The organism is Arthrobacter sp. P1_C12_2, from assembly GCF_056406415.1.
This window is the reverse complement of the sequence record NZ_JBFUAF010000006.1, coordinates 48,869-74,650: the sequence shown is the minus strand read 5'-3', so window position 1 is coordinate 74,650 and position 25,782 is coordinate 48,869. Positions and strand designations below refer to the sequence as shown.

General features: G+C 68.7%; 25 protein-coding genes and 1 riboswitch. Of the genes, 12 read left to right on the top strand and 13 right to left on the bottom strand.

Annotation, left to right across the window (positions count from 1 at the left end; translation table 11 throughout):
* Positions 1 to 18: 18 nt before the first annotated feature.
* The 3 genes from AC1DZQ_RS08510 to hemE form a co-directional block, all read right to left on the bottom strand.
* Positions 19 to 789, bottom strand: coding sequence for a hypothetical protein (locus AC1DZQ_RS08510; RefSeq protein ID WP_476963108.1), 771 nt, complete (start codon positions 787 to 789; stop codon positions 19 to 21).
* Positions 790 to 1,064: 275 nt separating this feature from the next.
* Complete coding sequence (hemG, locus tag AC1DZQ_RS08505) at positions 1,065 to 2,558, bottom strand: protoporphyrinogen oxidase (protein ID WP_476963107.1); 1,494 nt, start codon at positions 2,556 to 2,558, stop codon at positions 1,065 to 1,067.
* Between the two features lie 4 nt (positions 2,559 to 2,562).
* Positions 2,563 to 3,732 carry a uroporphyrinogen decarboxylase gene (gene hemE / locus AC1DZQ_RS08500; RefSeq protein ID WP_476963106.1) on the bottom strand — a complete coding sequence of 390 codons (1,170 nt, stop codon included), beginning with the start codon at positions 3,730 to 3,732 and terminating at the stop codon, positions 2,563 to 2,565.
* A gap of 170 nt (positions 3,733 to 3,902) precedes the next feature.
* Here hemE and AC1DZQ_RS08495 point away from each other — a divergent pair, with 170 nt between their 5' ends.
* Positions 3,903 to 5,273 carry a glutamyl-tRNA reductase gene (locus AC1DZQ_RS08495; RefSeq protein WP_476963105.1) on the top strand — a complete coding sequence of 457 codons (1,371 nt, stop codon included), beginning with the start codon at positions 3,903 to 3,905 and terminating at the stop codon, positions 5,271 to 5,273.
* A 34-nt stretch (positions 5,274 to 5,307) separates the two neighbouring features.
* Here the strand turns inward: AC1DZQ_RS08495 and AC1DZQ_RS08490 are convergent, their stop codons facing one another.
* Together AC1DZQ_RS08490 and moeB are read right to left on the bottom strand one after the other, a co-directional pair.
* On the bottom strand, positions 5,308 to 6,345 hold the full coding sequence (locus tag AC1DZQ_RS08490; RefSeq protein WP_476963104.1) for an SDR family NAD(P)-dependent oxidoreductase: 1,038 nt from the start codon (positions 6,343 to 6,345) through the stop codon (positions 5,308 to 5,310).
* Positions 6,346 to 6,447: 102 nt separating this feature from the next.
* Positions 6,448 to 7,671: a molybdopterin-synthase adenylyltransferase MoeB gene (gene moeB / locus AC1DZQ_RS08485; protein ID WP_476963103.1), complete on the bottom strand. Its 1,224-nt coding sequence runs from the start codon at positions 7,669 to 7,671 to the stop codon at positions 6,448 to 6,450.
* 88 nt (positions 7,672 to 7,759) lie between these two features.
* Here moeB and AC1DZQ_RS08480 point away from each other — a divergent pair, with 88 nt between their 5' ends.
* From AC1DZQ_RS08480 to AC1DZQ_RS08470, 3 genes are all read left to right on the top strand, one after another.
* Complete coding sequence (locus tag AC1DZQ_RS08480) at positions 7,760 to 8,473, top strand: TetR/AcrR family transcriptional regulator (RefSeq protein ID WP_476963102.1); 714 nt, start codon at positions 7,760 to 7,762, stop codon at positions 8,471 to 8,473.
* A 62-nt stretch (positions 8,474 to 8,535) separates the two neighbouring features.
* Complete coding sequence (locus tag AC1DZQ_RS08475; RefSeq protein WP_476963101.1) at positions 8,536 to 8,760, top strand: DUF3107 domain-containing protein; 225 nt, start codon at positions 8,536 to 8,538, stop codon at positions 8,758 to 8,760.
* Positions 8,761 to 8,821: 61 nt separating this feature from the next.
* Complete coding sequence (locus AC1DZQ_RS08470) at positions 8,822 to 9,124, top strand: hypothetical protein (RefSeq protein WP_476963100.1); 303 nt, start codon at positions 8,822 to 8,824, stop codon at positions 9,122 to 9,124.
* 27 nt (positions 9,125 to 9,151) lie between these two features.
* On the opposite strand, the gene AC1DZQ_RS08465 is transcribed toward AC1DZQ_RS08470, so the two are convergent.
* From AC1DZQ_RS08465 to thiO, 4 genes are all read right to left on the bottom strand, one after another.
* A complete protein-coding gene (locus tag AC1DZQ_RS08465) occupies positions 9,152 to 9,823 on the bottom strand; it encodes a 4a-hydroxytetrahydrobiopterin dehydratase (protein WP_476963099.1) in 672 nt (223 codons plus the stop codon).
* Positions 9,824 to 9,881: 58 nt separating this feature from the next.
* Positions 9,882 to 10,706 carry a thiazole synthase gene (locus AC1DZQ_RS08460; protein ID WP_476963098.1) on the bottom strand — a complete coding sequence of 275 codons (825 nt, stop codon included), beginning with the start codon at positions 10,704 to 10,706 and terminating at the stop codon, positions 9,882 to 9,884.
* A gap of 5 nt (positions 10,707 to 10,711) precedes the next feature.
* Complete coding sequence (gene thiS, locus AC1DZQ_RS08455; protein WP_476963097.1) at positions 10,712 to 10,948, bottom strand: sulfur carrier protein ThiS; 237 nt, start codon at positions 10,946 to 10,948, stop codon at positions 10,712 to 10,714.
* A complete protein-coding gene (gene thiO / locus AC1DZQ_RS08450; RefSeq protein ID WP_476963096.1) occupies positions 10,945 to 12,258 on the bottom strand; it encodes a glycine oxidase ThiO in 1,314 nt (437 codons plus the stop codon). Before thiO ends, thiS begins: the two co-directional genes overlap by 4 nt.
* A riboswitch (TPP riboswitch) is annotated at positions 12,252 to 12,372 on the bottom strand. (Overlaps the previous gene by 7 nt.)
* A gap of 26 nt (positions 12,373 to 12,398) precedes the next feature.
* On the opposite strand from thiO, the gene thiE reads away from it, so the two are divergent.
* Complete coding sequence (thiE, locus tag AC1DZQ_RS08445; RefSeq protein WP_476963095.1) at positions 12,399 to 13,094, top strand: thiamine phosphate synthase; 696 nt, start codon at positions 12,399 to 12,401, stop codon at positions 13,092 to 13,094.
* A gap of 19 nt (positions 13,095 to 13,113) precedes the next feature.
* On the opposite strand, the gene AC1DZQ_RS08440 is transcribed toward thiE, so the two are convergent.
* A complete protein-coding gene (locus tag AC1DZQ_RS08440; protein ID WP_476963094.1) occupies positions 13,114 to 13,785 on the bottom strand; it encodes a ferritin-like fold-containing protein in 672 nt (223 codons plus the stop codon).
* Positions 13,786 to 13,826: 41 nt separating this feature from the next.
* Here AC1DZQ_RS08440 and AC1DZQ_RS08435 point away from each other — a divergent pair, with 41 nt between their 5' ends.
* The 3 genes from AC1DZQ_RS08435 to AC1DZQ_RS08425 all read left to right on the top strand — a co-directional run bounded on the left by AC1DZQ_RS08435 (position 13,827) and on the right by AC1DZQ_RS08425 (position 18,317).
* Positions 13,827 to 15,344, top strand: coding sequence for an RNB domain-containing ribonuclease (locus tag AC1DZQ_RS08435; protein WP_476963093.1), 1,518 nt, complete (start codon positions 13,827 to 13,829; stop codon positions 15,342 to 15,344).
* 328 nt (positions 15,345 to 15,672) lie between these two features.
* Positions 15,673 to 17,436: a DEAD/DEAH box helicase gene (locus AC1DZQ_RS08430; RefSeq protein ID WP_476963092.1), complete on the top strand. Its 1,764-nt coding sequence runs from the start codon at positions 15,673 to 15,675 to the stop codon at positions 17,434 to 17,436.
* An 8-nt stretch (positions 17,437 to 17,444) separates the two neighbouring features.
* Positions 17,445 to 18,317, top strand: a complete 873-nt coding sequence (locus AC1DZQ_RS08425) for a DNA-methyltransferase (protein ID WP_223913905.1) — start codon at positions 17,445 to 17,447, stop codon at positions 18,315 to 18,317.
* A gap of 99 nt (positions 18,318 to 18,416) precedes the next feature.
* Here the strand turns inward: AC1DZQ_RS08425 and AC1DZQ_RS08420 are convergent, their stop codons facing one another.
* Entirely contained in the window at positions 18,417 to 19,262 is an 846-nt protein-coding gene (locus tag AC1DZQ_RS08420; RefSeq protein WP_476963091.1) for a PHP domain-containing protein, read from the bottom strand.
* A gap of 124 nt (positions 19,263 to 19,386) precedes the next feature.
* Between AC1DZQ_RS08420 and AC1DZQ_RS08415 the strand changes: the two genes are divergently transcribed.
* Positions 19,387 to 20,970 (top strand): aminopeptidase P N-terminal domain-containing protein, encoded by a 1,584-nt coding sequence (locus tag AC1DZQ_RS08415; protein ID WP_476963090.1) that lies wholly within the window; start codon positions 19,387 to 19,389, stop codon positions 20,968 to 20,970.
* Positions 20,971 to 21,069: 99 nt separating this feature from the next.
* Here AC1DZQ_RS08415 and AC1DZQ_RS08410 read toward each other — a convergent pair whose 3' ends face one another.
* Entirely contained in the window at positions 21,070 to 21,954 is an 885-nt protein-coding gene (locus AC1DZQ_RS08410; RefSeq protein ID WP_476963089.1) for a YflT domain-containing protein, read from the bottom strand.
* 77 nt (positions 21,955 to 22,031) lie between these two features.
* On the opposite strand from AC1DZQ_RS08410, the gene AC1DZQ_RS08405 reads away from it, so the two are divergent.
* The 3 genes from AC1DZQ_RS08405 to AC1DZQ_RS08395 are packed head-to-tail and all read left to right on the top strand — an operon-like array spanning position 22,032 to position 25,268.
* Positions 22,032 to 23,315, top strand: coding sequence for a magnesium transporter MgtE N-terminal domain-containing protein (locus AC1DZQ_RS08405; RefSeq protein ID WP_476963088.1), 1,284 nt, complete (start codon positions 22,032 to 22,034; stop codon positions 23,313 to 23,315).
* Positions 23,308 to 24,129 carry a DUF1003 domain-containing protein gene (locus AC1DZQ_RS08400; RefSeq protein ID WP_476963087.1) on the top strand — a complete coding sequence of 274 codons (822 nt, stop codon included), beginning with the start codon at positions 23,308 to 23,310 and terminating at the stop codon, positions 24,127 to 24,129. Before AC1DZQ_RS08405 ends, AC1DZQ_RS08400 begins: the two co-directional genes overlap by 8 nt.
* 11 nt (positions 24,130 to 24,140) lie before the next feature.
* Entirely contained in the window at positions 24,141 to 25,268 is a 1,128-nt protein-coding gene (locus AC1DZQ_RS08395) for an Mrp/NBP35 family ATP-binding protein (RefSeq protein ID WP_476963086.1), read from the top strand.
* A gap of 74 nt (positions 25,269 to 25,342) precedes the next feature.
* Here the strand turns inward: AC1DZQ_RS08395 and AC1DZQ_RS08390 are convergent, their stop codons facing one another.
* Positions 25,343 to 25,738 carry a twin-arginine translocase TatA/TatE family subunit gene (locus AC1DZQ_RS08390; RefSeq protein ID WP_476963085.1) on the bottom strand — a complete coding sequence of 132 codons (396 nt, stop codon included), beginning with the start codon at positions 25,736 to 25,738 and terminating at the stop codon, positions 25,343 to 25,345.
* Positions 25,739 to 25,782 lie beyond the last annotated feature (44 nt).

The following is a 25,782-nucleotide window of genomic DNA, read 5'->3' as shown; positions in this document are numbered from 1 at the left end:
TCTGCTGGTGGGGGCCTGTCAGCTCCGGCGCATCCGGAGGACCGCGACGCCGGCGCCGAGCGAAAGTGCCACCAGGCAGATGCCCCAGCCGATCAGCGGGGACGGCCCGGCCGGTTCCACCGCCGACGTGGCCTGCAGGGAGGTGTTGCCGGAATGGCCCTTGGCCGCGGCCGGTGCATTGGTCGGGGTGGCCGTGTTTGAACCGGCTGCGGAAGGCCGCGGCGCGGCGGGCTTCGACAGCGACGACTGCGTGCCGGTGCCGTTGCCAGCGGCCGGCCCAGCGGTTCCGGGTTGGGGCTCGGCGGCCGGGTCGGCGCCCGTGCTGCCCGGGGCCGGCTGGCCGGGAGCCTGCCCGGTGGCCGGCAGTGCCGGAGCAGAACCGCCTGCGGCGGGCGCTCCCGGCGCCGGAGCGGCGGACGGCGTGCCGGCGGGCGGTGCAACTTTCGCGGAGGGGGTGCTGGACGGCGGGGTGCTGGTGTGCGGTGCCGTGGGTTCGGGATCATCGGGCTCGGGGTCGCTGGGTTCCGGGCTGCTGCCATGCGACGGGGTGGACTCATCCGATCCGGCGGACGGCGAGGGGCTCGGCGTCGTCGAGGAGCCCAGCAGGCTGTTCAGCACGTCATCGAGGCCGAGGGTCAGCGAGCCCTGCGACGACGGCGCGGTGGACGCCGCCGCGGACAACCCTGTGGCCGCATGTGAAGCCGGAACCCCTGCGGTAGCAGCCAGTACCGCGCCGAGGGCGACTGCCACCGCACCGCGTCGAAGGCCACGGTGGCACCCGTCTTTCATTGTGGACACCTTGGACCTGAAAATAACCATGGTCATCGACCCTAGCCGGAATCGACCGGGAGGAAAAACTTGCAAAAACCGCGGAATTCCGGCAGGAAACCCACGGGACCAGGGGGGTTCAGGGTGCCCTTGGAGCCGTTGTGATTCGTGTGACTGAGGGTGCTTTTGGGGCTCGAGGGACGGTGCTCAGGGCAGCCGAACTGAGGCAGGCGTGTTCAGGGCAGGGGCATCCAAGGCAGCAGCCTTCAGGGCGGCCGCGTTGAAGGATGCTGCCTTCAGGACAACAGCGCGCGGACCTGCTGCGGGGTGTCGGCCACGATCGCGGCCAGGCCATTACCGGACAGCCAGCCGCCCACGACGGCGAGCGTTCCGTCCGTGGCACAGATGCTCCGGACGGCCGCGACGCGCTGCCTGTGGCCCAGGGACGCAAACGGGAGCGCCCCGGCCCAGCGGACCACGTCCCAGGTCGCCACGTCTCCGGCGCTGACGGGAACGGCCAGCAGGGCCGAGGCGTCAGCCAGCGCTGCGTGGAACAGTTCATCGTTGGAGCGCGGCGCTGCGGCCTGTCCCCCGCCGTGGCACTCCGGCGAGGGAGCGGCACCGCGCCCGTAGGAGAGCCGGAGCACATGCCGTCCCGGGCCCGCCTGCTCCGCCAGCCAGGCCCATTTGGCCGTGGCGTGCGTCAGCGCCTTGGCCTGCACGCCCGGGCTCTGCGGCGCCACTAGCACGCCGGTGCCGCGGGGGGCCGCGTCAAGGGCCGGGAGGTCCACCACGAGCGTGACCAGGCTGACGTCGGGTCCGGCGTCGGGGCGGAGGCCGGCAAGTTCCGGCAGGGATTCCTCGAGCAGCCCGACGGCAGCGGGACCTTCGACCGCAACCACGAGGAGCCCGGCGTCGAAAGTGGCCTGGTCCGTGGCCACGCGCCAGCCGTCGGCTGTGCGCCGCACTGACCTGGCGGGCGTGGCGCTGAGCAGGGTGACGCCGCGTAGGCGCAGATCGGCCAGCAGGGCGGCCACGAGCGTGTGCATTCCGCCGCGCAGGCCGGCGACGGCGGAGCCGGCTTTCTGGAGCCCTGCGGACTGGGGCTTCGCGGGCCCGCCCGGTCCGGCTGTGGCGGCCGCCGCTCCCCTGCGCTGGGCCGCGACGGCGGCGGCGAGGGAACCGTGCTGGCGGATGCCGGCCCGCAGTCCGGGGGCCACCATGTCGACGTCGAGCGCTGCGGGGTCGGCCGAGTGGACGCCGCCGACAACGGGTGCCACGAGTCGGTCCAGGACCCGGCTGCCCATCCGCCGGCGGACCAGGGCTGACACGCTGGTGGCCCCGGCACCGGTGCCCAGCGAGGCCGGCAGCACAGCGTCGATGGAGGCGCGGAGGGAACCCAGCAGGCCCAGCGATCGGCGGACTTCCGGGTCCCACGGGCTGGCGGGGATGCCCAGCACGCCGGTCTTGGGCAGTTCCCGGGGGCCGTCAGGCAGCTGGACCCAGGCGCCGCCGGGGTTCGGCGCGACGATCTCGCCGGCCAGGCCGAGCTCCGCGGCGAGATCGGCTACGGCAGCGGTGCGGGTGGCGAACGACTCTGCCCCGCTGTCCAGGGTCAGTCCGGCCACGGCATGGCTGCCGACGCAGCCGCCCCAGGCCTCGCTGGCCTCCAGGACGGTGGTGCGGACGCCGGCCCGGGCGATTTCCCGTGCCGCAAGCAGTCCGGAGATCCCGCCCCCGATCACGACCGCGGTGCCTTTGACGGGAGTCCCGGCGGCGCCTGCGTCCACGCTCTTACTCCGGAGCGATGGAGTGGATGAGTTCGACCACGCGCGTGAGCACCTCAGGATCCGTCTCCGGCGGTACCCCGTGGCCGAGGTTCAGCACGTGCCCGGGCGCAGCGGAGCCGGCCGCGATCACGTCGCGGACGTGGGCTTCGAGGACCTCCCACGGGGCCGAGAGCAGGGCCGGGTCGATGTTGCCCTGCAGCGGAACGGTGCCGCCGAGCCGGCGGTTGGCTTCGTCCAGCGGCAGCCGGTAGTCGACCCCCACGACGTCGACGCCGACGTCGCGCATCGCGACGAGCAGTTCCGACGTGCCGGTGCCGAAGTGGATCAGCGGTGCGCCAAGGTGCCGGACATGGTCCAGGGCACGGGACGACGCCGGCGCAACGAAGCGCTGGTAGTCGGCCAGTCCCAGCGAACCGGCCCAGGAGTCGAAGAGCTGGCCGGCGGAGGCGCCGGCTTCCAGCTGTGCGCGGAGGAACATCCCCGAGGCATCGGCGGCCCAATTGGCCAGGGCAGTCCAGGTCTCCGGGTCGGCGTGCATCATGGTGCGCGGGCCGAGGTGGTCGCGGGAAGGCTTGCCTTCCACCATGTACGCGGCGAGGGTAAAGGGCGCGCCGGCGAAGCCGATCAGCGGGGTGCTGCCGAGCTCGGCCACCGTGAGCCGGACGGCTTCGCGGATGGGCTCCAGGGCCTCCCAGGTCAGCTGCGGCAAGGCGGCAACGTCCGCGGCCGTGCGGACCGGCTTGTCCAGGACGGGTCCGACGCCGGGCACTATGTCCACGCCGACGCCGGCGAGCTTGAGCGGGATGACTATGTCCGAGAAGAAGATGGCGGCATCGACGTCGTGGCGGCGGACAGGCTGCAGGGTGATCTCGGAAGCCAGCTCGGGACGCAGGCACGAGTCCAGCATCGCGACGCCCTCACGGATCTTGAGGTATTCGGGCAGCGAGCGGCCGGCCTGGCGCATGAACCAGACCGGACGGCGGGAGGGCTTGCCGCCGCGGTAGGCGGTAATCAGCGGCGAATCCGCGGTGCGGCCGTCCATCAGCGGGTGCCCGGCATCGAGGCCGCGGGCGCCCTCTGCTGCGGCGCCGCCATTGGCTGCATTGCCGGCAACGCCGTTGTCGGACGTACTGAAGGTGGTGGTGCCGGCACGTGCCGCAGCGCTTGGAGTCATGACTTCGATTGTGCCCAAATTTGTGCCCAAAAGATAACGACAGCCTGTCACGCCCGCTGTCACACCGGCCACGGGTGCCGCGTCGTGGCGGGAATCACAGGCCAGGGTGCCCGAGCCCACGCCCGGACAGTTGTTCTACACKGGGGCGAAAAAGCTATGATGGTGATGCTGTGGTTCTTTTTTCATTGGTGGCTACACACGCCGACATCGACCTCGAAACCGTTGCTCAGTTGAGCACCGGCGCTTCTGGGCTTGCCACATCCGCCCTCGCCGGATCGCCGGCCGTGGCGGGTGCCGTTGTCCTTGCCACCTGCAACCGCTTTGAAATCTACGGTGAAGCCCCCCATCCTGACGCGGTCGCCGCGGCCCGGGCAGCCCTCATCACCCAGATCAGCGGAACCAGCGGACTCAACGATCAGCTCGTCTCCCGCGCCTTCAGCACCCGCACCGGCGCCGAGGTCAGCCAGCACCTCTTCGCGGTCAGCTCCGGACTGGACTCCGCCGTGGTAGGCGAACGCGAAATTGCCGGGCAGGTCCGCCGCGCCTTGATCACGGCCCAGCACGAGGGCACCGCCAGTTCCGGCCTGGTCCGCCTGTTCCAGGCCGCCTCCAAGACCGCGAAGGACGTCGGCGCCCAGACGGCGCTGGGTTCGCGCGGCCTCTCCATCGTCTCCGTGGCGCTGGATCTCGCAACGGACCTGTCCGAAAACCCGGACTGGTCCGCCAAGAAAGCCGTCGTCTTCGGGACCGGCGCCTACGCCGGAGCCACCATGTCGCTGCTGCGCGAACGCGGCTGCACCGACGTCCACGTCTATTCCTCCTCCGGCCGCGCCGCCGGCTTCGTCGCCACCCGGGGCGGCACGGCCCTGGACGAGGACACCCTTCCGGCCGCAGTGGCCGCGGCCGATGTCATGATCGGCTGCAGCGGCTCCGACAGCCGCGTGGAAGCGGACGAACTCGCCCGGATCCGGGCCAACTCGCCCCAGCCGCTGATCGCGATCGACCTCGCCCTGACCCATGACTTCGACCCCGCCGTCGGCGACCTCGACGGCGTCGAACTGCTCACGCTGGAATCGGTCCGGCTGGCGGCACCGCAGGAACAAGCCGAGTCGCTCGAGCAGGCCAGCAGCATCGTGGCCGGGGCGGCCAGCGCCTTTGAGCAGGAGCGCGAGGCACGGTCCGTGGACTCCGCGATCGTCGCCTTGCGCCGCCACACGATGAATGTCCTGGATGCGGAAATGGAAAAGGTCCGGGCCCGGCACGGGTGCACGGCTGCCGCCGAGGAAGTCGAATTTGCCCTGCGCCGCATGGTGAAACAACTGCTGCACGTCCCCACGGTCCGGGCGCGCGAACTGGCGTCCAACGGACAGCAGGACGTCTACATTGCCGGTCTTGAGGCGCTGTACGGCATCACGGTGGAGCCCTCCGCGGGCGCACCGGCCGCCGGTTCCGCGGCCGCGTGCCCCGTGGACCACAACGCCGCTGTCCACAACCCCGGCGATCCCGGCCCCGCTGCGGGCGAGATCCGCGAAACCGCGTAGCTGACTCCGCGTAGGTCCACGAGCCGTCCGCGGCTTACCCGGGGAAAGCGTTGATCCCGGTCATTTCGGCCGACACCTGCCACAGCCGTGCGGCAGCCTCCCGGTCCACCGCATGGGCATCCACGCCCCTGATCCTCGCTTCCGGCGATCCGGGCACCGTGGCTTCGGCGATGTCGCAGTCCTCGCAGTAGACGCCGCCCATTCCCTCGAGCGTCGGCGCCGTCGCGGCCCAGACCGACGTGGCGGCGCCCTGCGCCGGTGTTTTGAAGCGCGGGTCGAGCTTGCCGTCCTCGTTCATCCAGCCCGCGGCGATCATCTCCTCCCGCGGCAGGTGCCGCTGCAGTTCCGTCATGATCCCGCCGGGATGTACGGCGAAAGCGCGCACGCCAAAGTCGCGGCCCAGGGAGTCGAGCTGGACGGCGAAGAGCGCGTTCGCCGTCTTGGCCTGGCCGTAGGCCCGCCACTTGTCGTAGCCGGCGTCGAAATTGATGTCATCGAAGCGAATCCCCGAGAGCTTGTGGCCGGTGGAGGACAGCGAGACAACGCGGGCTCCATGCGCCGCGGCAAGCGCCGGCCACAGCAGGTTGGTCAGGGCAAAATGGCCCAGGTGGTTCGTGGCGAACTGCGATTCCCAGCCGGGTCCCACCCTCTGTTCCGGACTTGCCATGATGGCGGCGTTGTTGATGAGGATGTCCAGACTGCGTTTTGCGCCAGGTGCCGTGCCGGCCAGGAAGCCGGCGGCGAACTCCTTCACACTGGCCAGGTCCGCCAGATCCAATTCGGCAACTTCCAGTTCGGTGACGCTGACGCCGCCGCCGGTGGTTGCCGGCGTCAGCCCGGCCGCGGCCAGGACGTCACGGGCATGCTCCGGCCGCCGGGCCGGCACCACGACGGCGGCGCCGGCGGCGGCCAGCGCCCGCACGGTCTCCAGGCCCAGCCCCGAGTAGCCGCCCGTGACGATCGCGGTCTTCCCGGTCAGGTCGATGCCGGCAATGACGTCGGCCGCCGTCGAGTCCCGGCCGAAGCCGGAGCCAATCCTGCGCTGGGACGTCACTGTGTTGTTTTCGCTCACGGCATTTTCCTTGCTCATGACCAAGCCTTTCGTTGGAGGGCGCCGCTCGGCGGAGGGCGCTTTCGGGTGCCGCGACGTGACCGGCCGGATGCCCAGGAGGCCTCAGTACACCGGTTTCCCGGGTTCCACGTCCCGCACCCAGGCGAGAATGCCGCCCTCAAGGTGGCTGACGCGCTCGTACCCGGCGGCGCGGGCCGCGGACAGGACGGCGGCGGATCGCGTTCCGGCCTTGCAGTGGAAGACGATTTCGGCGTCCTGGGGCAGGTCAGGCCACGCCTCGCCGGCAAGGATGCGGCCTTGCGGGATCAGCTCCGATCCCTCAATGCGGACGATCTCGTATTCTCCCTGCTCCCGCACGTCCACGAGGCGGAAGTCCTTGAGGCCGGCCTTGCGGGAGGCCAGCATGGTGGCGAGCTGGGTCGCCGTCACGGTGTGCTCGGTACCGGCATCCGCCGTTGGGGTGATCCCGCAGAAGGCCTCGTAATCGGTAAGTTCCGTGATCCGCGCTGCCGCCGGGTCCCGGGTCACTTTGATCTCGCGCCAGGTGCCGCCGAGCGCGTCATAGAGCGCGAGCCGGCCCAGCAGGGACCGGCCGACGCCGGTGATCAGCTTGACGGCCTCGGTCACCATCAGCGCCCCGACGGCGGCGCACAGCATGCCAAACACGCCGCCTTCGCCGCAGGACGGCACGGATCCGGGCGGCGGCGCCTCCGGGTAGAGGTCCCGGTAGGTGGGCCCGAACTGCTCCCAAAAGACGCTGACCTGGCCGTCGAAACGGAAAATCGATCCCCAGACGTAGGGCTTGCCGAGGATGGCGGCGGCATCGTTGACGAGGTAGCGGGTTGCAAAGTTGTCGGCGCCGTCGAGGATCAGGTCGTAGCCGGCGAAGAGTTCCAGTGCGTTGGACGCATCGAGGCGGACGTTGTGGAGCTGGACGTCCACGAGCGGGTTCAGGGCGGCAATGGCATCGCGGGCGGACTCGATTTTGGGCCGGCCAACATCGGCGACGCCGTGGATGATCTGGCGCTGGAGGTTGCTGAGGTCGACGTCGTCGTCGTCGACAATGCCGAGGGTGCCGACCCCGGCGGCGGCGAGATAGAGCAGGGCCGGGGAGCCGAGGCCACCGGCCCCGATCACCAGGACTTTCGCGTTCTTGAGGCGTCGTTGGCCGATCGCGCCGATCTCCGGAATGATCAAGTGGCGCGAGTAGCGTTCCACCTCGTCCGGGCTGAGGTCCGCTGCCGGGTCAACAAGCGGTCCGGGCCGCGGATCCAGCTGCGTCTTTGGGGTTGCGGGGGCACCGGTGGCGGTGAACTTGGAAGCCATACTTCAATCTATGCCCGAAGATACCACCAGGTCATATTACCCGCGCGTAAGGTGTAATTGAGTGCAAGGTAGTTCAGTACAAATTCAGATGCGTGGCATTGCGCGCAATGGGGTGAAAAGGGAAAGAAGGCCGACAGTGGTTCATCAGGCACCGTTGGAGCGGGACGAGACCGGCAAGCCGCCGGCAGGGCAGACGCGGAGCGGACAGCGCTCGGCCCGCCTTCCCCGCGACGAGCGCCGGGCACAACTGCTGGCGGCCGCGCAGGAAGTTTTCGTGGCGAACGGCTACCACGGCGCCGCCATGGATGAGATCGCCGAGACCGCCCACGTCAGCAAACCGGTGTTGTACCAGCACTTCCCCTCCAAGCGGGACCTCTACCTGGCACTGCTGGACAGCCACCTCAGCAAGCTGATCGACCTGCTGCTTGGCGCCCTGAACTCCACCACAGACAATGACGAGCGCGTCCAGGCCGTCATGCGCGCCTACTTCCGCTTCATCGCCCACGACGACCAGGCGCACCGGCTCGTCTTCGAGTCGGACCTGATTAACGATCCCGACGTCAGTGCACGGCTGGAAGCGTTCAACAAGACCTTTGCCGACGCCGTCGCGCATGTCATCGCCGAGGACACCAAGCTGCCTGAACTGGAGGCTCAGCTGCTGGGCCGCGGACTCGCCGGAATGGCCCATGTAAGCGCCCGGTACTGGCTGGAAACGGACGGGAACCTGGATCTCGATGTAGCCAGCGACCTCATCTACCGTTTAGCTTGGCGCGGAATCTCCCGCTTCCCCAAAGAGACCTAGACTACAACTAGAGATTGACCTTAGACATTTTTTTGGACGTTGATTGGCTGGGAGGCCTTGCTGTGGAAGTAAAGATTGGTATTCAGAACATTGGCCGCGAAATTGTCCTCGAATCAGCCCAGGACGCCGACGCCGTCGCCAAGGTAGTCGGCGAGGCGATCGCCAAGGGCAGCGAACTGCGGCTGACGGACGACAAGGGCCGCCTGGTGATCATCCCCGCCAATGTCCTGGGCTACGTGGAAATCGGAGCAGAAGAGGCCCGCCGCGTCGGCTTCGGCGCCCTCTAGCCCCGCTCTTCTCACGACCGTTTCTCCACTACCGTTTCTTGACCAGCGCGAGGTGTCCTGAATGCTTTCCCTGATTGTGGTCGCCTTGGTGACCGTTGCCGCGGGTTTCGTCGTGTGGGCCAACGACAAGCGGCACCAGAAGTACGGCGTCGCCGTCCCGGCGGGAGTCGCTGCGACCATCGGCATGCTGAGCTGGATCATCTTCATTGCGGCCGGGTTCGGCTACCAGCCGGGCCTGACCTGGATCCCGTGGATCCTGCCGATGGTCCTGGGCACTGCGGCTTCTATCGCGGCCGCGGTGTACCTCGGCAAGACCCGGACCCGGCAGGACACCGAGCGGCTCACCACCATCCTGAAGCTCTAGCCGGGCATCGCCCGGCAGGGGGCTGCCTTACCCAGGCAGGTCCGGTCCGTGGCCGTCCTCGGTACACAGGCACAGCCGGTTTCCCTGCGCATCCGTGACCACCACCCAATTGGGTGCGTGGTCACGGTTCATTAAGGCCCCGGTAGCCGCGGTCTTCTCCAGCACGGGGCCGGATTCGGCCTTGCTCCGGTGGATGTCCAGGTGGATGCGGTTGGCGTTCGGGGTGGAAGTTTCCTGGAACCAGAGCGAGGGGCCGCGGCCGTAGGGGTCCGTGAGATCCCCGAACCTGCCCTCACGGTAACCGAGGGCCACCCGCCAGACCTCCGAAATCCCGGCGGGATAGTCCGAATCGATGGCTATTTCCACGGTCCGGTACAGCCCCGGTTGCGCGGTGGCAGCGACTGCGGCGGCAGCCTCGCCGGCCGCCGTCGCCGCTTTGACGTCCCGCGACGTCACCTCGGCGCCGGCGTCATGGGAACTGTAGCGAAGAAAGACCCGGTTGTAGCGCCAGTCCAGGTCCGGGTGGTGGTTCTGCTCTTCGGCGAGGCGCCCGACGGCGGCGATCAGCTCCAGTGCCGCGGCCGCCGTCGGCGCCTTGTACACGGTCACCAGCCCGCCGAGGCGGTACCGCCAGTCCGGCAGGCCCGCCAGCGCTTCGTCGAGCTGGGGGCGGGTGAGGACGTCATCCGTGGCTGCCATGACAGTCTCCTTGACTGGTTGACCGACAAGACCGGCGGCCTACCCGGAGCGGCCGGACTCAGAGGAATTCGGCCCGGCCTTCCATCGCCGAGGACGCCAAGGCGTGCTCGCGGCGCGGAATCCTGCCAGCCTTTTTTGCCAGCCTACCGGCGATGACGGCGTGTTTGAAGGCCTCCCCCATGAGCACGGGATTCTGTGCCCGGGTCACGGCCGTAGCCAGCAGCACGGCGTCGCAGCCGAGTTCCATCGCCAGGGCCGCGTCCGAGGCCGTGCCGATCCCGGCATCCAGGACCACGGGCACGGACGCGCGCGAGACGATCAGCTCGATGTTGTGCGGGTTCAGGATGCCCAGTCCGGTGCCGATCGGGGCGCCCAGCGGCATCACCGCCGTCGCGCCGAGGTTTTCGAGCCGGAGGGCCAGCACGGGGTCGTCGTTGGTGTAGGCGAAGACCTTAAAGCCACGGCCCACGAGCTGTTCGGTGGCGTCCACGAGTTCGACGGCGTCGGGCAGCAAAGTGTGCTCGTCGGCAATGACTTCGAGCTTGACCCAGTCCGTTTCCAGGGCCTCCCGGGCCAGCTCGGCGGTGAGGACGGCGTCCTTGGCGGTGAAGCAGCCTGCCGTGTTGGGCAGCACCCGGATCTGGCGGTCCTCGAGCAGCTGGAACAGCGATCCCGTCTCCGCCGGCGAATAGCGCCGCATCGCCACTGTGGTCAGCTCCGTCCCGGAGGCCACAAGTGCCGCGCCGAGCCCGTCCAGGCTCGGCGCACCGCCGGTTCCCATGATGAGGCGGGAGCCGAGCCTCACGCCGTCGACCACGAACGGATCGGCCACCGCACCGGTCACCGGTACGGCCGGTGTTCCTGCGAACGTCGTCTCATTCATGCTGGTCATCCTCCCTGGACTGCCGTAACAAGTTCGACGTCGTCGCCGTCGGCGAGCGCCGTGGCGTGCCACTGGCTGCGCGGCACCACTTCGGCGTTGCGGGCCACAGCCACACCGAGCTTCCGCCCGTCGGCGGCCCGGCCGTCGGCGCCGATGCTCCGCCCCGTGAGCTGGCTGACCAGTGTGCTGACGGAGGCGCCGTCCGCGACGCTCTGCTCCGTTCCGTTCAGTCTGATGTTCATGCTGCTTCCTTCTTGGGGCTGTCCCCGGACAAATCCGGGATGCGGGAAAAACGGTCGGGGCGGAACCCGGACCAGCGCGGGTCCGGAGTCCCGTCCATGAGTTGCCGGCACACTGCGGCCGCCGCGGGGGTCAGCAGGACGCCGTGCCGGAAGAAACCTGTGGCGATGATCAGTCCCGGGACGTCCCCGCCGTCCGGTCGTGCCACCCGCCCCAGCAGGGGGGCGTTGTCCGGTGTGCCGGGCCGGGCCCGGGCCGTGGCTTCCACCAGCTCCAGCTCGGCGACCGCGGGCACCAGCTGCTGGGCGTCCCGCAGCAGCTGGTAGATGCCGCCGGCGGACACCGCGTGCGGATCCGATGGTCCGTCCTCGCGCTGGGTGGCTCCGATCACCACGGTCCCGTCCTGGCGGGGGACGATGTACACGGGGACACCGCGCACCATGCCCCGAACGGTGGCCGTGAGCAGCGGTTGCAGATGCGGGGGAACGCGAAGCCGGAGGATGTCGCCATAGACGGGCCGCAGCGGCAGCGCCAGCCCGGCGGGCAGCTCCCCGAGCCCGGGGGCATCGAGCCCGTTGGCGACGACGGTTTCCGCAGCCCGCACAGAACCGCCGCCGGCCAGCCGAACGCCCCCCACCTGTCCGTCCTGCCACAGCAGGCCTGCCGCGCGGCGCCGGACGAAGCTGCCGCCGCTCTCCGCGCCGAGGACGCCGGCGAGCCGGGCGATCAGCAGGCGGGGGTCCACCTGGTGGTCGGCCGGGATGTCGAAGGCGCACGAGATGCCGGGGCTCAGCAGGGGTTCCCGGCCGCGTGCCTCGCGCACTGTCAGTGGTTCCACGCTGAGGCCACAGGCCAGCTGGACGTCCCTCAGGTCCGCGAGCGCGCGCCGGTCCGCCGCGTCGGCCCCGACCGCGAGGGTCGCCGTCGTCAAATAGCCGGTACCCAGCGGGGATTCCGTGCCGCCGGCACCGGCGTCGATTGCGGCAGCGAATCCTGGCCACAGCCGGGAGGCCTCAAGCATCAGTTCCAGGAGCTGCTCCTCCTGGTAGTGCAGCTCACTCACGGGGGCCAGCATGCCGGCCGCGGCCCAGCTGGCTCCGCTGCCGGGAGCATCATCAATCAAGACCACGGAGCGGCCTGCCCGGCTGGCCTCGAATGCGATGCCATGGCCGATCACGCCGCCGCCGATCACGGCCACGTCGGCACTGATATCCCCCGCGGTGATTGTCTCTGCAGAATCAGGCCCGGTGTCACAAACCTGGGCGGCGGCGTCATTTGCGGCTTCGGCTGAACGGCCGGCTCGTGTGCCCATGAAAAATTCCTTCCCTACGCCGGTACTAGCCGGATCAGGTCAAGCGGTCGGCTCTGACGCCCTCTCAGCCGTGCAGCGGCGACATGGCTGCTGCGGGCTCCCGCGGTATGCGCCCAGTTTAGAGGAACTAGGCTGGTCCCATGAGCCAGGACCCCCTCCACACCACCGCCCGCCTCTACCTCTGCACCGACGCCCGCAGGGACCGCGGCGACTTCGAGGACTTCGTGGACGCCGCCTTCGCCGGCGGCGTGGACATCATCCAGTTGCGCGACAAGTCGCTCGAGGCGTCCGAGGAACTGGAACTGTTGGAGGTCCTGCACGCCGCAGCGCTGCGTCACGGACGGCTGTGGGCCGTCAATGACCGGGCGGACATCGCCTCCTTGTCCGGGGCTCCTGTGTTTCATGTCGGCCAGAAGGACATCTCGCTCGACGCCGCCCGCGGCTTCCTGGGCAAAGATGCCGTTATCGGCCTGTCCACCCACAGCCCGAAACAGGTGGACGCCGCCATTGCTGCCTCGCCCGGCCGCAAAGGACTCGACTATTTCTGTGTAGGCCCCGTGTGGGCGACGCCCACCAAGCCGGGACGCGCCGCCGTCGGCCTCGACTTGGTGCGCTACGCCGCCCAGGCGATCGGCCGGGCGGACACGGAGGGAACCGGTAAGGTCGACGGCGTCATGCCGTGGTTCGCGATCGGCGGGATCGACCTCAGCAACGTGGAGCAGGTAGTCGACGCCGGCGCCCGGCGGATCGTGGTGGTCCGGGCGATCACCGACGCCGCTGATCCGGCCCACGCCGCAGGTGCACTGCTGGCGGCGCTGGACGCCGCAGAATCCTAGGCAGGTTCCCGGCCTGAACCTATCCGGCGAGACCCAGCTCTGCCATCCGGCGCGCGTGGTTCGCTGCGAGCTCGGCCGCCAGGCCGTTTATCATCTCCCGGGCGCCGGCGTCGTCCAGCCCGGACAGGCCGCCGAGGAACGCGTGCTCAGCGCTGACCCGCTGGGCGTGGTTCAGGACCTCGCCCAGCAGGCGCCTGGCCCACAGCGCGAGGCGCGACGCCAGCCGGGGGTCATCGGCCAGGGCCGCCTTGAGGCGCTCCTGCAGCACGGCCGTGGACTCGCCGGTGGAGCGGACCTGCCCGATCAGCTCCCGGGTTCCGGCGTCCACGTACCGGCCAACGACGCCGTAAAAGTCCGCGGCGACTGTGTCAATCACGTAGGCCTTCATGAGCGCCTCGTACCAGTCCGCCGGGCGCGTGCGCTCGTGGAAGTGGTCCACCGAGGGCTGGAACGGCAGCATGGCGGCCTCCGTGTCCAGGCCCATGTGCTCGAGCCGGGCCCGGACGAGTTCGTAATGCTGGAACTCGACCACCGCCATTCTGCCCAGCACCTCACGGTCATGCAGCGTGGGCGAATACCGGGCACTCGAGGACAGCCGCTCGAAGGCGGAAAGCTCGCCGTACGCCAAGACTCCCAGCAGCTCCGAAAGAAAACTGTTGTAGAGGGCCGGATCGTCCGCAGTTGCGCTCATCATCCAAGACTAATAGCGGAAATCGGGCTACCCTGATTTTCGTGTCCCATCATCGTCTGACCCCCAGTGTCCACGAGCAGCAGAACCAGCTTGCCGGGGCTCTCAAGGCGTTGCGCACCACGCTGGAACTGCCCGGCCCGTTCCCGGAGGACGTGCTGCGCGACGCGGAGGCGGCGGTCGCCGAGCACAAGCTCCCGGACCTTGACCTGACGCATGTCGAGTTCGTGACCATCGATCCGGCATCGTCCACCGACCTCGACCAGGCCCTGTTTATCGAACGGGGCGACGGGGGCTACAAGGTCTTCTACGCGATCGCCGATGTCCCCTCATTTGTCGCCCCGGGCGGGGCGCTCGACGCCGAGACCCGCCGCCGCGGCCAGACCTTCTACACCCCGGACGGCAGGATTCCGCTGCATCCGGAGATCATCAGCGAGGCCGCCGGCAGCCTGCTCGCCGGGCAGCTGTGCGCGGCGTTCGTCTGGGAGTTCGAGCTCGACGCCGCGGCCGAGGTCACCTCAGTCCTCGTGCGCCGGGCACAGGTCCGCAGCCGCGCGAAGCTCAACTACAAGGGCGTCCAGGCCGAGCTCGACGCCAGCACCGCGGCGCCCGTGCTGCAGCTGTTGAAAGAAGTAGGCATCAAGCGGGTAGAACTGGAACGCCTGCGCGGCGGCGCGAGCCTGAATATGCCGGAACAGGAGATCCAGCAACTGCCCGACGGCGGCTACCGGATCGTGGCGGCCCCGGCGCTGCCGGTGGAGGACTGGAACGCCCAGATTTCACTCATGACCGGGATGGCCGCCGCCGCGCTCATGCTCCAGGGCAAGGTCGGCATCCTGCGCACCATGCCCGCCCCGGACGAGGCGTCGCTGCGGCACTTCCACCGCCAGACCCACGCCCTCGGCAAGCCCTGGGACGGGGAAATGCGCTACGGCGAGTACCTGCGGACCCTGGACCCGACAGACCCCCGGCAGCTGGCCATTGTGCATTCGGCCGGGATGCTCTTCCGCGGTGCCGGGTACACGTACTTCGACGGCACGGTGCCCGGAGCCGCTGTCCAGTCCGCCATCGGCGCCGCGTACGCCCATTCCACGGCGCCGCTGCGGCGGCTGGTGGACCGCTTCGTGCTGGTGATCTGCGAGGCCCTGAGCAACGGCACCGAAGTTCCGGCGTGGGCCCGGGCGGCACTGCCGTCCCTCCCGGCCATCATGGGCACCTCGGACCAGCTGGCCGCGAAACTGGAGCGGCTGTCGCTGGACACCGTGGAGGCGGCACTGCTCGTCAACCACGTCGGCCAGGAATTCGACGCCGTCGTCATCTCCGGTCCCAAGCCGGCCAGGAACACCAGCGCCAACGGCACCAGCAACGGAAACGGGAACGGGAACGGGAACGGTGGCAAGGCCAACGGCAACGGGAACGGCCCGTCCGGGATCGTCCAGATCGCCGAGCCCGCCGTGACCGCACGATGCCCAGGCGAACTGGAACCGGGCACCCAGGTCCGGGTCCGGGTGGTGTCCTCGGACATCGCCACACGCGAAATCCAGTTGGAGCTCGTAGGCTGACGGTCACGACGACGGACCGCTATCGGTCCGCGGCCGGCACGCTCCCGGGGCGCGATCACGGGTCGAGTCGGGGAACCGGGCCTTGTACAGCTAGACTGGAGAGGTAGATATGGATGCCCGGTCGTTGATTTCCATGATTTTCGAATTCAACAAGCCCGCCCCTACGCGATCTTGAGATACACCCGCTGGTCCCAGTGCCAGCATTTAGATAGCCCGCGATCGGCTTCCACTGGAAATGCTTGCGCGCCTGAGCGTGCTCCGGAACGGCCACCATGGCCGGCCCCGTTGAGCAAGCAGCGCAGCCCAAAATGAATAAGGAAACTCCCCTGTGAGTGAATTGCACACGCACCAGCTTCTGACCGATGAGTCCGGCACGGAGACCATCGAGCCTGAAGAGACCATCATCTCGGACGAAAAGCCGCACGAGATTGCCGAAAAAACCTTTGCCGACTTCAATGTCCGCGCGGACATCGTGGAGTCCCTGGCCGACGCCGGCATCACCCACCCCTTCCCGATCCAGGCCATGACGCTGCCGGTCGCACTGGCGGGCCATGACATCATCGGCCAGGCCAAGACCGGCACGGGCAAAACCCTCGGCTTCGGCATCCCGGCGCTGCAGCGCGTCGTCGGCCGTGACGACGCCGGTTTCGACAAGCTGGCCGTTCCCGGCGCCCCGCAGGCCCTGGTGATCGTGCCCACCCGCGAACTCGCTGTCCAGGTGGCCAAGGACCTCGAGAACGCCGCCAAGAAGCGCAACGCCCGCGTCGCCACCATTTACGGCGGCCGCGCCTACGAGCCGCAGGTCGAGGCGCTGCAGAACGGCGTCGAAGTCGTCGTCGGCACCCCGGGCCGCCTGATCGACCTCTACAAGCAGAAGCACCTGAGCCTGAAGAACGTCAAGATGGTCATCCTCGACGAGGCCGACGAGATGCTGGACCTCGGGTTCCTGCCGGACGTGGAAACCCTGATCGCCGGCACGCCCGCGGTCCGCCAGACCCTCCTGTTCTCCGCGACCATGCCCGGCCCGGTCATCGCCATGGCCCGCCGCTACATGACCCAGCCGACCCACATCCGCGCTGCGGACCCGGACGACGAAGGCTTGACCAAGCGCGACATCCGCCAGCTGATCTACCGTGCCCACAGCATGGACAAGGTGGAAGTCGTAGCCCGCATCCTGCAAGCCCGGGGCCGCGGCCGCACCATCATCTTCACCAAGACCAAGCGCACCGCCGCGAAGGTGGCCGAGGAACTCGTGGACCGCGGTTTCGCCGCGGCCGCCATCCACGGCGACCTCGGCCAGGGCGCCCGCGAACAGGCACTGCGCGCCTTCCGCAATAACAAGGTGGACGTCCTCGTGGCTACCGACGTCGCCGCCCGTGGCATCGACGTCGACGACGTCACCCACGTGATCAACTACCAGTGCGTCGAAGACGAGAAAATCTACCTGCACCGGGTGGGCCGCACCGGCCGTGCCGGCAATAAGGGCACCGCCGTGACCTTTGTTGACTGGGACGACATGCCGCGCTGGGGGCTCATCAACAAGGCCCTTGGCCTGAGCTACCCCGAGCCCGTGGAAACTTACTCGTCCTCGCCCCACCTGTTCGAGGAACTCGACATCCCCGAGGGCACCAAGGGCCGGCTCCCGCGCGACAAGCGTGTGCTGGCCGGCGTCGACGCGGAGGTCCTCGAGGACCTCGGCGAGACCGGCAAGAAGAACTCCCGCACCGGCGCAAAGGACGGCGCCCGCGAGGGCAGCCGCACCGGCGGCCGCGACGGCGCCCGCGAAGGCAGCCGGACCGGTGGCCGTGACGGCGCCCGCGAGGGCAGCCGCACCGGCGGCCGTGACTCGCGCCGCAGCGGCGCCGAAGCCGGCGGACGCTCCGGCGACCGCCGTCGCCGTCCCGCTGAGGCCGACGCCGCCACGGCGTCCACCGCCAGCGGACAGGGGCCGGAAGCTGCTGCCGCCGCACCCGCGAAGGCCCCCACAGAGGTGGACCGGGCGACCCGTGCCCGGCGCCGGACCCGCACCCGCCGGCGCAACGGCGAGGTAGTGGCCGGCGGCGACACACAGCCGAGCGGCGCCGAGGCCTAATCCCCTCCATGACTGACACCGTCTGGGCGCCGGACGGCAGCAACCTGGTGGTTCACGCGGACAACGCGGAATACCTCCCCACGCTGCCGGACGGCGCCTTCACACTGATTTACGTGGACCCGCCCTTCAACACCGGCCGGGTCCAGCGGCGCCAGGAAACCAGGATGGTGCTCAACGCCGGCGGCGAGGGTGACCGCGTCGGGTTCAAGGGCCGGTCCTACGACACCATCAAGGGCGCGCTGCACAAGTACGACGACGCGTTCAGCGACTACTGGTCCTTCCTCGAGCCCCGGCTCGTTGAGGCCTGGCGGCTCCTGGCCGACGACGGCACCCTGTACCTGCACCTGGACTACCGCGAGGTGCACTACGCAAAGGTCATGCTGGACGCGATCTTCGGCCGCGAATGCTTCCTGAACGAGATCATCTGGGCGTACGACTACGGTGCACGGGCCAAGTACCGCTGGCCCACCAAGCACGACAACATCCTTGTCTACGTCAAGAACCCGGCGAAGTACCACTTCGACAGCGCCGAGGTGGACCGTGAGCCCTACATGGCGCCCGGACTCGTCACTCCCGCCAAGCGAGAGCTCGGCAAGCTGCCCACGGACGTGTGGTGGCACACGATCGTTTCGCCGACCGGCAAGGAGAAGACCGGGTACCCGACGCAGAAGCCGGAGGGGCTCATCCGCCGCGTGGTTGCGGCCTCGAGCCGGCCGGGCGACTGGTGCCTGGACTTCTTCGCCGGTTCCGGCACGCTCGGCTCCGTGGCCGCGAAACTCGACCGCAGGTTCGTGTGCGTGGACCAGAACCAGCCGGCCATTGACGTCATGGCCAAGCGCCTGGCCGCGCAAGCGCAGTTCACGTCGTTCCCGACGCTCTGACCCGCCGCCCCGCCCGTTGCGCCGCCCGCCCGTTGCGCTATCACTTGGGGCTGCTATTCGGGCCTCTGAGGGACGCAAAGTGATAGCGCAACGCGGGTCTCAGCGCACTACGGACGAGCCCGTGCCCAGTTCCTCGATCCGGGCAAAGACTTCTGCTGAGGTCAGGTTCTCCCCCAGCAGGTTCGGCTTGCCTGCACCGTGGTAATCGGAGGACCCCGTGACCAGCAGGCCGTAGCGTTCGGCGATGCGGCGCAGGAACGTCCGGCCCTCCTCGGGATTGTCCCGGTGGTAGATTTCCAGGCCAGCCAGCCCGGCGTCGATCATTTCCCGGTAGGTCCCCTCCCCCACGATCCGCCCGCGGGCAGACGCGACGGGGTGCGCAAACACCGGGACGCCGCCGGCTGCACGGACCAGTTCGACGGCGAGCGCCGGCTCCGGCGCGTAGTGCTGGACCCAGTAGCGCGATCGTGCTGTGAGGATGGAACCAAAGGCCTCGGCCCGGTCTTCCACAACGCCGGCGGCGACGAGCGCGTCGGCGATGTGCGGGCGGCCCAGGGTGGCGCCCGGCGCGACGTGGTGAATCACGTCGTCCCATGTCAACGGGTAGTCCTCTGACAAAAGGGTGACCATCTTCTGTGCCCTCGTGTGCCGGGCGTCTTTGGACTTGGTGATTTCCTCAAGCAGTCCGGGGTGCGCGGGGTCGTGGAGGTAGCTGAGCAGGTGGACGCTGATGCCTTCCGCCGTGCGACACGAGATCTCCATGCCCGGGACCAAGGCGACCCCGGTTTTCCGGGCAGCGACGCCGGCCTCCGCCCACCCGGCGGTGGAATCGTGATCAGTCAGGGCGATGACGTCGAGGCCGGCAGCGGCGGCGGACTCCATGACATCAGCCGGCGCCTGGGTGCCGTCGGAAACGTTGGAGTGCGCATGCAGGTCGATCCTCACCTCACCAGCCTAGTAGATGGCAGGATCCAAAGCCCTCGGCTCCGTCGTGCCGGCGCCCCGCAGCCGCCCTGCAGCGCGAGCGCGCCGTTGGCCTTAGCCGCGGCGCTGGTGAGACTATGGGACGGTGAACGATGCAGATAACACCCTAGTCTCCGCTTCCCAGCCCCTCGAAGAGCGCGTCAACAACCGCTCGCAGCGGCCCAGCTCCGACGCCTTCAAGGCCTTTATGGCCAGCAACTGGGCGCCGGCCACGCAACAGCTCCCCGAGCGGGACGCCGTCGCGGGCCACGCCGCAGCCCGGCGCCGCTCCATCTCAGGCCTGTTCAAAGGTGAACGCCTGGTCATCCCCGCCGGCCCGCTGAAGGTCCGCTCGAACGACTGCGACTACCGCTTCCGGCCGCACTCTGCCTTCGCGCACCTTACCGGCCTCGGCCTGGACCACGAACCTGATGCGGTCCTGATCCTGGAACCGGTTGCGGAGGGCACCGGCGACGACGGCGGAAACCACCACGCGACGCTGTACTTCCGCCCGTTGGCCGGCCGCGACACCGAGCAGTTCTACGCCGACTCCCGCTCCGGGGAGTTCTGGATCGGCGCACGCCCGACCCTGGCCGAGTTCAAAGCCAAGCTCGGAGTGGACACGGCGGACATCGCCGAACTCGAACTCGCCATCACCAAGAACGTCGGCGCGCCCGAGATCGGCGGAATCTCCATCAGGCTGGTCCGCAAGGTTGACGAGAACATTGACGCCCTCGTCGACACCGCCCGCTACAACACGGCCAAGGACCCCGACAACCTTGACCTGAGCGTGCTCGACGCCCTGGACGAGAAACTCGCCGAGGCCCTCTCGGAACTGCGCCTGCTCAAGGACGAGTGGGAAATCGAACAGATGAAGATCGCCGTCGCCGCCACCGTGGCCGGCTTCACGGAGGTCGTCAAGGCAATCCCCCGGGCGCTGACCCACCACCGCGGCGAGCGCGTCGTGGAAGGGGCGTTCTTCGCCCGGGCCCGAGAGGAAGGCAACGAGCTCGGCTACGACACCATCGCCGCCTCCGGCAACAACGCCACCGTGCTGCACTGGACCCGGAACACCGGCAAGATCAACGCCGGCGAACTGCTGCTCCTGGACGCCGGGGTGGAGGCCGACTCCCTCTACACCGCGGACATCACCCGCACCCTGCCGGCCAACGGCAAGTTCTCCGAGGTCCAGCGCAAGGTCTACGAGGCAGTGCTCGACGCCGCCGACGCCGGCTTTGCCGCGGCCCAGCCGGGCACGAAGTTCCGGGACATCCACACCGCAGCCACCACAGTGCTGGCCGAGCGGCTCGCCGAATGGGGCCTCCTGCCCGTCTCCGTGGAGGAGGCCGTCAGCACCGAGGGCCAGCAGCACCGCCGGTGGATGCCGCACGGCACCAGCCACCACCTCGGCCTCGACGTCCACGACTGCGCCCAGGCGAAGCGGGAACTCTATCTCGACGGAGTGCTCACGCCCGGCATGGTGTTCACGATCGAACCCGGCCTGTACTTCAAGAACGAGGACATCGGCATCCCCGAGGAATACCGCGGCATCGGCGTCAGGATCGAGGACGACATCCTCATGACGGCCGGCGGCCCGGTCAACCTCAGCGCTGCGCTGCCGCGCAAGGCCGACGACGTCGAGTCCTGGATGGCGGGCATCTACCTGGAGGTCGACGGCCAGACGCCGTAAATCAAAAAGGCCTCGATCCGAAAAAGGCTCAGATCAGAAAAGGGAGGGTTCCGGATGTCCGGACCCTCCCTTTTCTGTTGCCTGTTTTGCCGCCTGGAATCAGTGCTGCTGGCCGTCCTGGCCCGCCGCGGGCTTGTCGCTGTCAGTGACCCTGACCCCGTACTGCGGGCGGCCGTCCGGGAGGTCCGGATAGGTCACCCCCGAGACCCGGCCCGCCGGCCGGGCCGTCTCCTCTGTGGCCGGTGCCGTCTGGGCGGGGCCTGCGGCGCCCTCCTGCTGGGGCGCACCGCCCTGGTACTGTCCGGCCTGCTCGCCGCCGGTCTCCGGCGTCCTCTGGCCGTACGGGTCGTTCCAGCCCGCCGGGCGTTGCGGCGGCTGACTCTGCGGGCCCGGCTGCTGCGGGCCGGGCTGCTGCGGTGCCTGATGGCGGTAGTCGTGCTGCGCGTAACCGCCAGCGGCGGCACCGGACGCGTCGCGCGGCGACATGGGCAGCTGGTGGAGCAGGCGCCGCGCTTCGCCGGCGGCCTCGAAGGAGACCACGACGTCGTAATTGGTCGCCACCACCTGACTGGTTGAGGTGAAGTCACGCTTGCCGCGCTGCATGGCGTAGGTGACGATGCCGAACAGCATGAAGAACGCGGCACCCATCAGCACGGACGTCACAATCGAGAAATATCCTGGCGTCGTGGAGAAGAAGGACAGCATGACGCCGACGAACAGGCCGAACCACATGCCGCTGAGGGCGCCGGAGAGGGCGACGCGGGGGTAGGTCAGCCTGCCGGTCACCCGCTCCACCATTTTCAGGTCATTGCCCACGATCGACACCATCTGCACGGGGAACTGCTGGTCAGCGAGGTAGTCCACCGCCTTCTGGGCATCCAGGTAGGAGTTGTAGGAACCGACAACGTCGCCTCGCGGGACGGTGCGGGCCTCGTCCGAGCCGTTGGGGGCACCGGCCCTGGGAGCACCAAAAATGTTTGACATATGCCCATTCTCACCTATCGGGCTGGGGTGCGGCTGGAAATTCAGCTAAAAGAGAGCAGACTCGGTAGCCTGTAGGAGTGAGCACGAATCTTTCGCGGGTGTTTGTCGCGCGCCTCCTCGGACTGGACGTCTTCGACCCATTGGGCGACCGTCTGGGCCGGCTGCGCGACGTCGTGGTGCTCTCCCGCGGGACCAGGGGCGCCCCGCACGTGGTGGGCATCGTCGTCGAGGTTCCCGGGAAGAAGCGCGTGTTCGTCCCGATGACCCGGATTACGTCCATAGACCAAACCCAGGTCATCTGCACCGGGCTGGTCAATCTTCGCCGTTTCGAACAGCGCGGCGCGGAAACCCTTGTGGTGGCTGAAATGTTCGACCGCCGGGTGACCCTCGCGGACGGCAGCGGCGATGCGACCATCGAGGACATCGCCATGGACCGGCACCGGTCCGGCGACTGGTTCGTCAGTAAGCTCTTCGTCCGCCGTGGCCACTCCCTCTCGCCGCTGAGCCGGTTGCGCCGCAACGAAACCATGATCATCGACTGGGCCGATGCCCTGCAGGGCGCCAAGACCGAGCCGCAGGCCGCCACCCAGTTCGTGGCCACGCACGAGGACCTCAAGCCGGCCGACTTCGCCGAAGCCCTTCAGGAAATGAGCGATAAACGCCGCTTCGAGGTTGCGAGCGAACTTCAGGACGAACGTCTCGCCGACGTCCTGCAGGAGATGCCGGAAGGCGACCAGGTGGAGATCCTCTCGGCCCTGGACGTCAACCGCGCCGCCGACGTCCTTGAGGAAATGGATCCCGACGACGCCGCCGACCTCCTTGCCGAACTCCCCAGTGCGCAGGCCGAGGAACTCCTGCAGTTGATGGAACCCGAAGGCGCCGAGGACGTCCGCCGCCTGCTCGAATACGACGAGGACACCGCCGGTGGCCTCATGACGCCGGTTCCGGTGATCCTGCCCCCGGAAGCAACCGTCGCCGAGGCACTCGCGCACGTCCGCCGGGAGGAACTCTCCCCCGCCCTGGCGTCCTCGATCTTCGTCGCCCGGCCCCCGCTGGAGACCCCGACTGGACGTTTCCTCGGCGTCGTCCACATCCAGCAGCTCTTGCGCTTCCCGCCGCCGGAGCCGCTGGGCAACCTGGTGGACAAGAACCTGGAACCGGTCTCCGATCAGGCCCACATCAGCGAGGTCGCGCGCACGCTGGCAACGTACAACCTCAACTCCCTCCCTGTTGTCAATGAGGACGGACGGCTTGTGGGGGCGGTGACTGTTGACGACGTGCTTGATCATCTGTTGCCGGACGACTGGCGCGCCCACGATGACGACGCCCCGATAAGGAAGCTCGGAGGCCGCATTGGCTGATTCCCCAGCACCACGAACCACCAATGTCCGCCCTGGCAACAGGACCACCGGCGGCCTCGACACGCCCCTGAGCGGCCGGCAGCGGATCCTGCCCAATTTCCGTCCCGACCCGGACGCCTTCGGCCACGCCACGGAAGGCTTCGCCCGGTTCATGGGCACCCCCGCGTTCCTGATGTACATGACGGTGTTCTGCCTTTTCTGGCTGGGCTGGAACACGTGGGCGCCGGAGGAATGGCAGTTCGATTCACGGGCACTGGGCTTCACGCTGCTGACCCTCATGCTGTCCCTGCAAGCCTCTTACGCCGCCCCGCTCTTGCTGCTGGCGCAGAACCGCCAGGACGACCGCGACAAAGTCTCGCTCCAGCAGGACCGCCAGCGGGCCGAGCGCAATCTCTCCGACACCGAATACCTGACCCGGGAACTTGCGTCCCTGCGCATCGCGCTGCGCGAGGTCGCCACCCGCGACTACGTCCGCGCCGAACTGCGCAGCCTGCTGGAGGACATGCTGGAGGCCCAGGAGGAACTGCGCACCCACGATCCCTCCAACGGCGCCCACGAGACCCCACGGGAAAAGGTCAAGGAGAAGATGAAGGAGCGGCGCGACAAGCAGCGCAGCCCCCGGACCCAGCAGATCCCGCGCGTCAAGGCCGGCCGTAAGCGGGATGACCCGGCGAAGGACCCTGCGGCGGGCTCTGCGGAGCCCCCTGCGGAGGACCCCTCGGAGAAACCACTGCCGAACCCTGCGGTGAACCCGTCTGGGGTCGCTGCCGATACAACCCGCCAGCCCGCACACCGCACCTTCCCCGAAAGCTGAGCATCGCCCGCATGAGCACCCCGCTGGAACAGGCAGTGCACGGCGCACTTGCCACCGTGATCGACCCTGAGCTCCGCCGCCCCATCACCGAGCTCGGCATGGTGGACTCCGTGGAGATCGGCGACGGCGGACGCGTGCGGATCGCGGTGCTGCTGACCATCGCGGGCTGCCCGTTGCGCGGCACCATCACGGCGGACACCGAGGCGGCCCTGTCCGCCGTCCCGGGCGTCACCGGCGTGGACGTGGACCTGAAAGTCATGACGCAGGAGCAGCGCGATGCCCTCAAGGAGCGGCTGCGGGGCGCCGGCGGCCAGCGCGGCATCCCGTTTAACGCGCCGGGCTCGCTGACTAGGGTGTACGCCGTCGCGAGCGGCAAGGGCGGCGTGGGCAAGTCCTCGGTGACGGTCAACCTGGCGTGCGCCCTGGCCGCCCAGGGGCTCCGTGTGGGGATTGTGGACGCGGATGTGTACGGTTTCTCCGTTCCGGCGCTGATGGGCATCACGCAGGCGCCCACGCGGGTGGACGACATGATCCTGCCGCCCGTGGCCTACGGGGTCAAGGTCATCTCCATCGGCATGTTCGTCACCGGGAACCAGCCCGTGGCGTGGCGCGGCCCGATGCTGCACCGGGCGCTGGAGCAATTCCTCACCGACGTCTACTTCGGCGACCTCGACGCCCTCTTCCTGGACCTGCCCCCTGGCACCGGCGACATCGCGATCTCTGTCGCCCAACTGCTGCCCAAGGCGCAGATCCTCGTCGTGACCACCCCGCAGGCGGCCGCCGCGGATGTTGCCGAGCGGGCGGGTGCGATCGCCACCCAGACAGGCCAGACCGTGGCCGGCGTCGTGGAAAACATGTCCTACCTTGAAATGCCCGACGGCGGCAGGATGGAACTGTTCGGCAGCGGCGGCGGCGCCGTGCTCGCCGAGCGCCTCTCGGCCACCGTGGGTGAGGACGTGCCCCTGCTGGGCCAGATTCCGCTCGAAGTCCTGCTCCGTGAGGGCGGGGATTCCGGCGTGCCGCTGGTGCTGGGCCGTCCGGAGACGCCTGCGGCCGTGGCCCTGGCGGGAATAGCCGGCAAGTTGGCGTCGGTTCCCCGCGGCCTCAAGGGCAGGCCGCTGGGCCTGCAGCCCCGCTGACAGCGCTCCGGGCGGAATGCCGACGGATATAGGCAGTGCCCCGCAGCATCCCTGCCCAGGTGCCGCGGGAAGTCCTAGGTCGCTTCTGAGTCGAAGGGCGCAGGTTCGCCCTCGGGCAGCCGTTCAAGAACCCGTTCCGGGCGGTGCTCTGCGAACGCAGTCGCGGCGGCGGCCGTGGACACCGCTGTGGGTGCCCCGGCGCTCATCGGCTTGGTGTCATCGTCAAGGAGCGCTTCCTTGATGATCCGGCGGGGATCGTACTGGCGGGGATCGTACTTCTTCCAGTCGACCTCATCGATATCGATGCCGACTTCTTCCTTGATCTGTTCCCGCGCACCGGACGCCATCCGGCGCACTTCCTTGACGATATTGGCAAGTTTCTGGGTGTATTCGGGCAGCCTGCTGGGACCAATCACCAGAAGGCCGATGATCAGCAGAAGTAAGAATTCCGGTCCATTGATTCCAAGCACTTTAGGAAGGTTACCCTCTCGCTCGGGCTGGCGACGATTCCGCT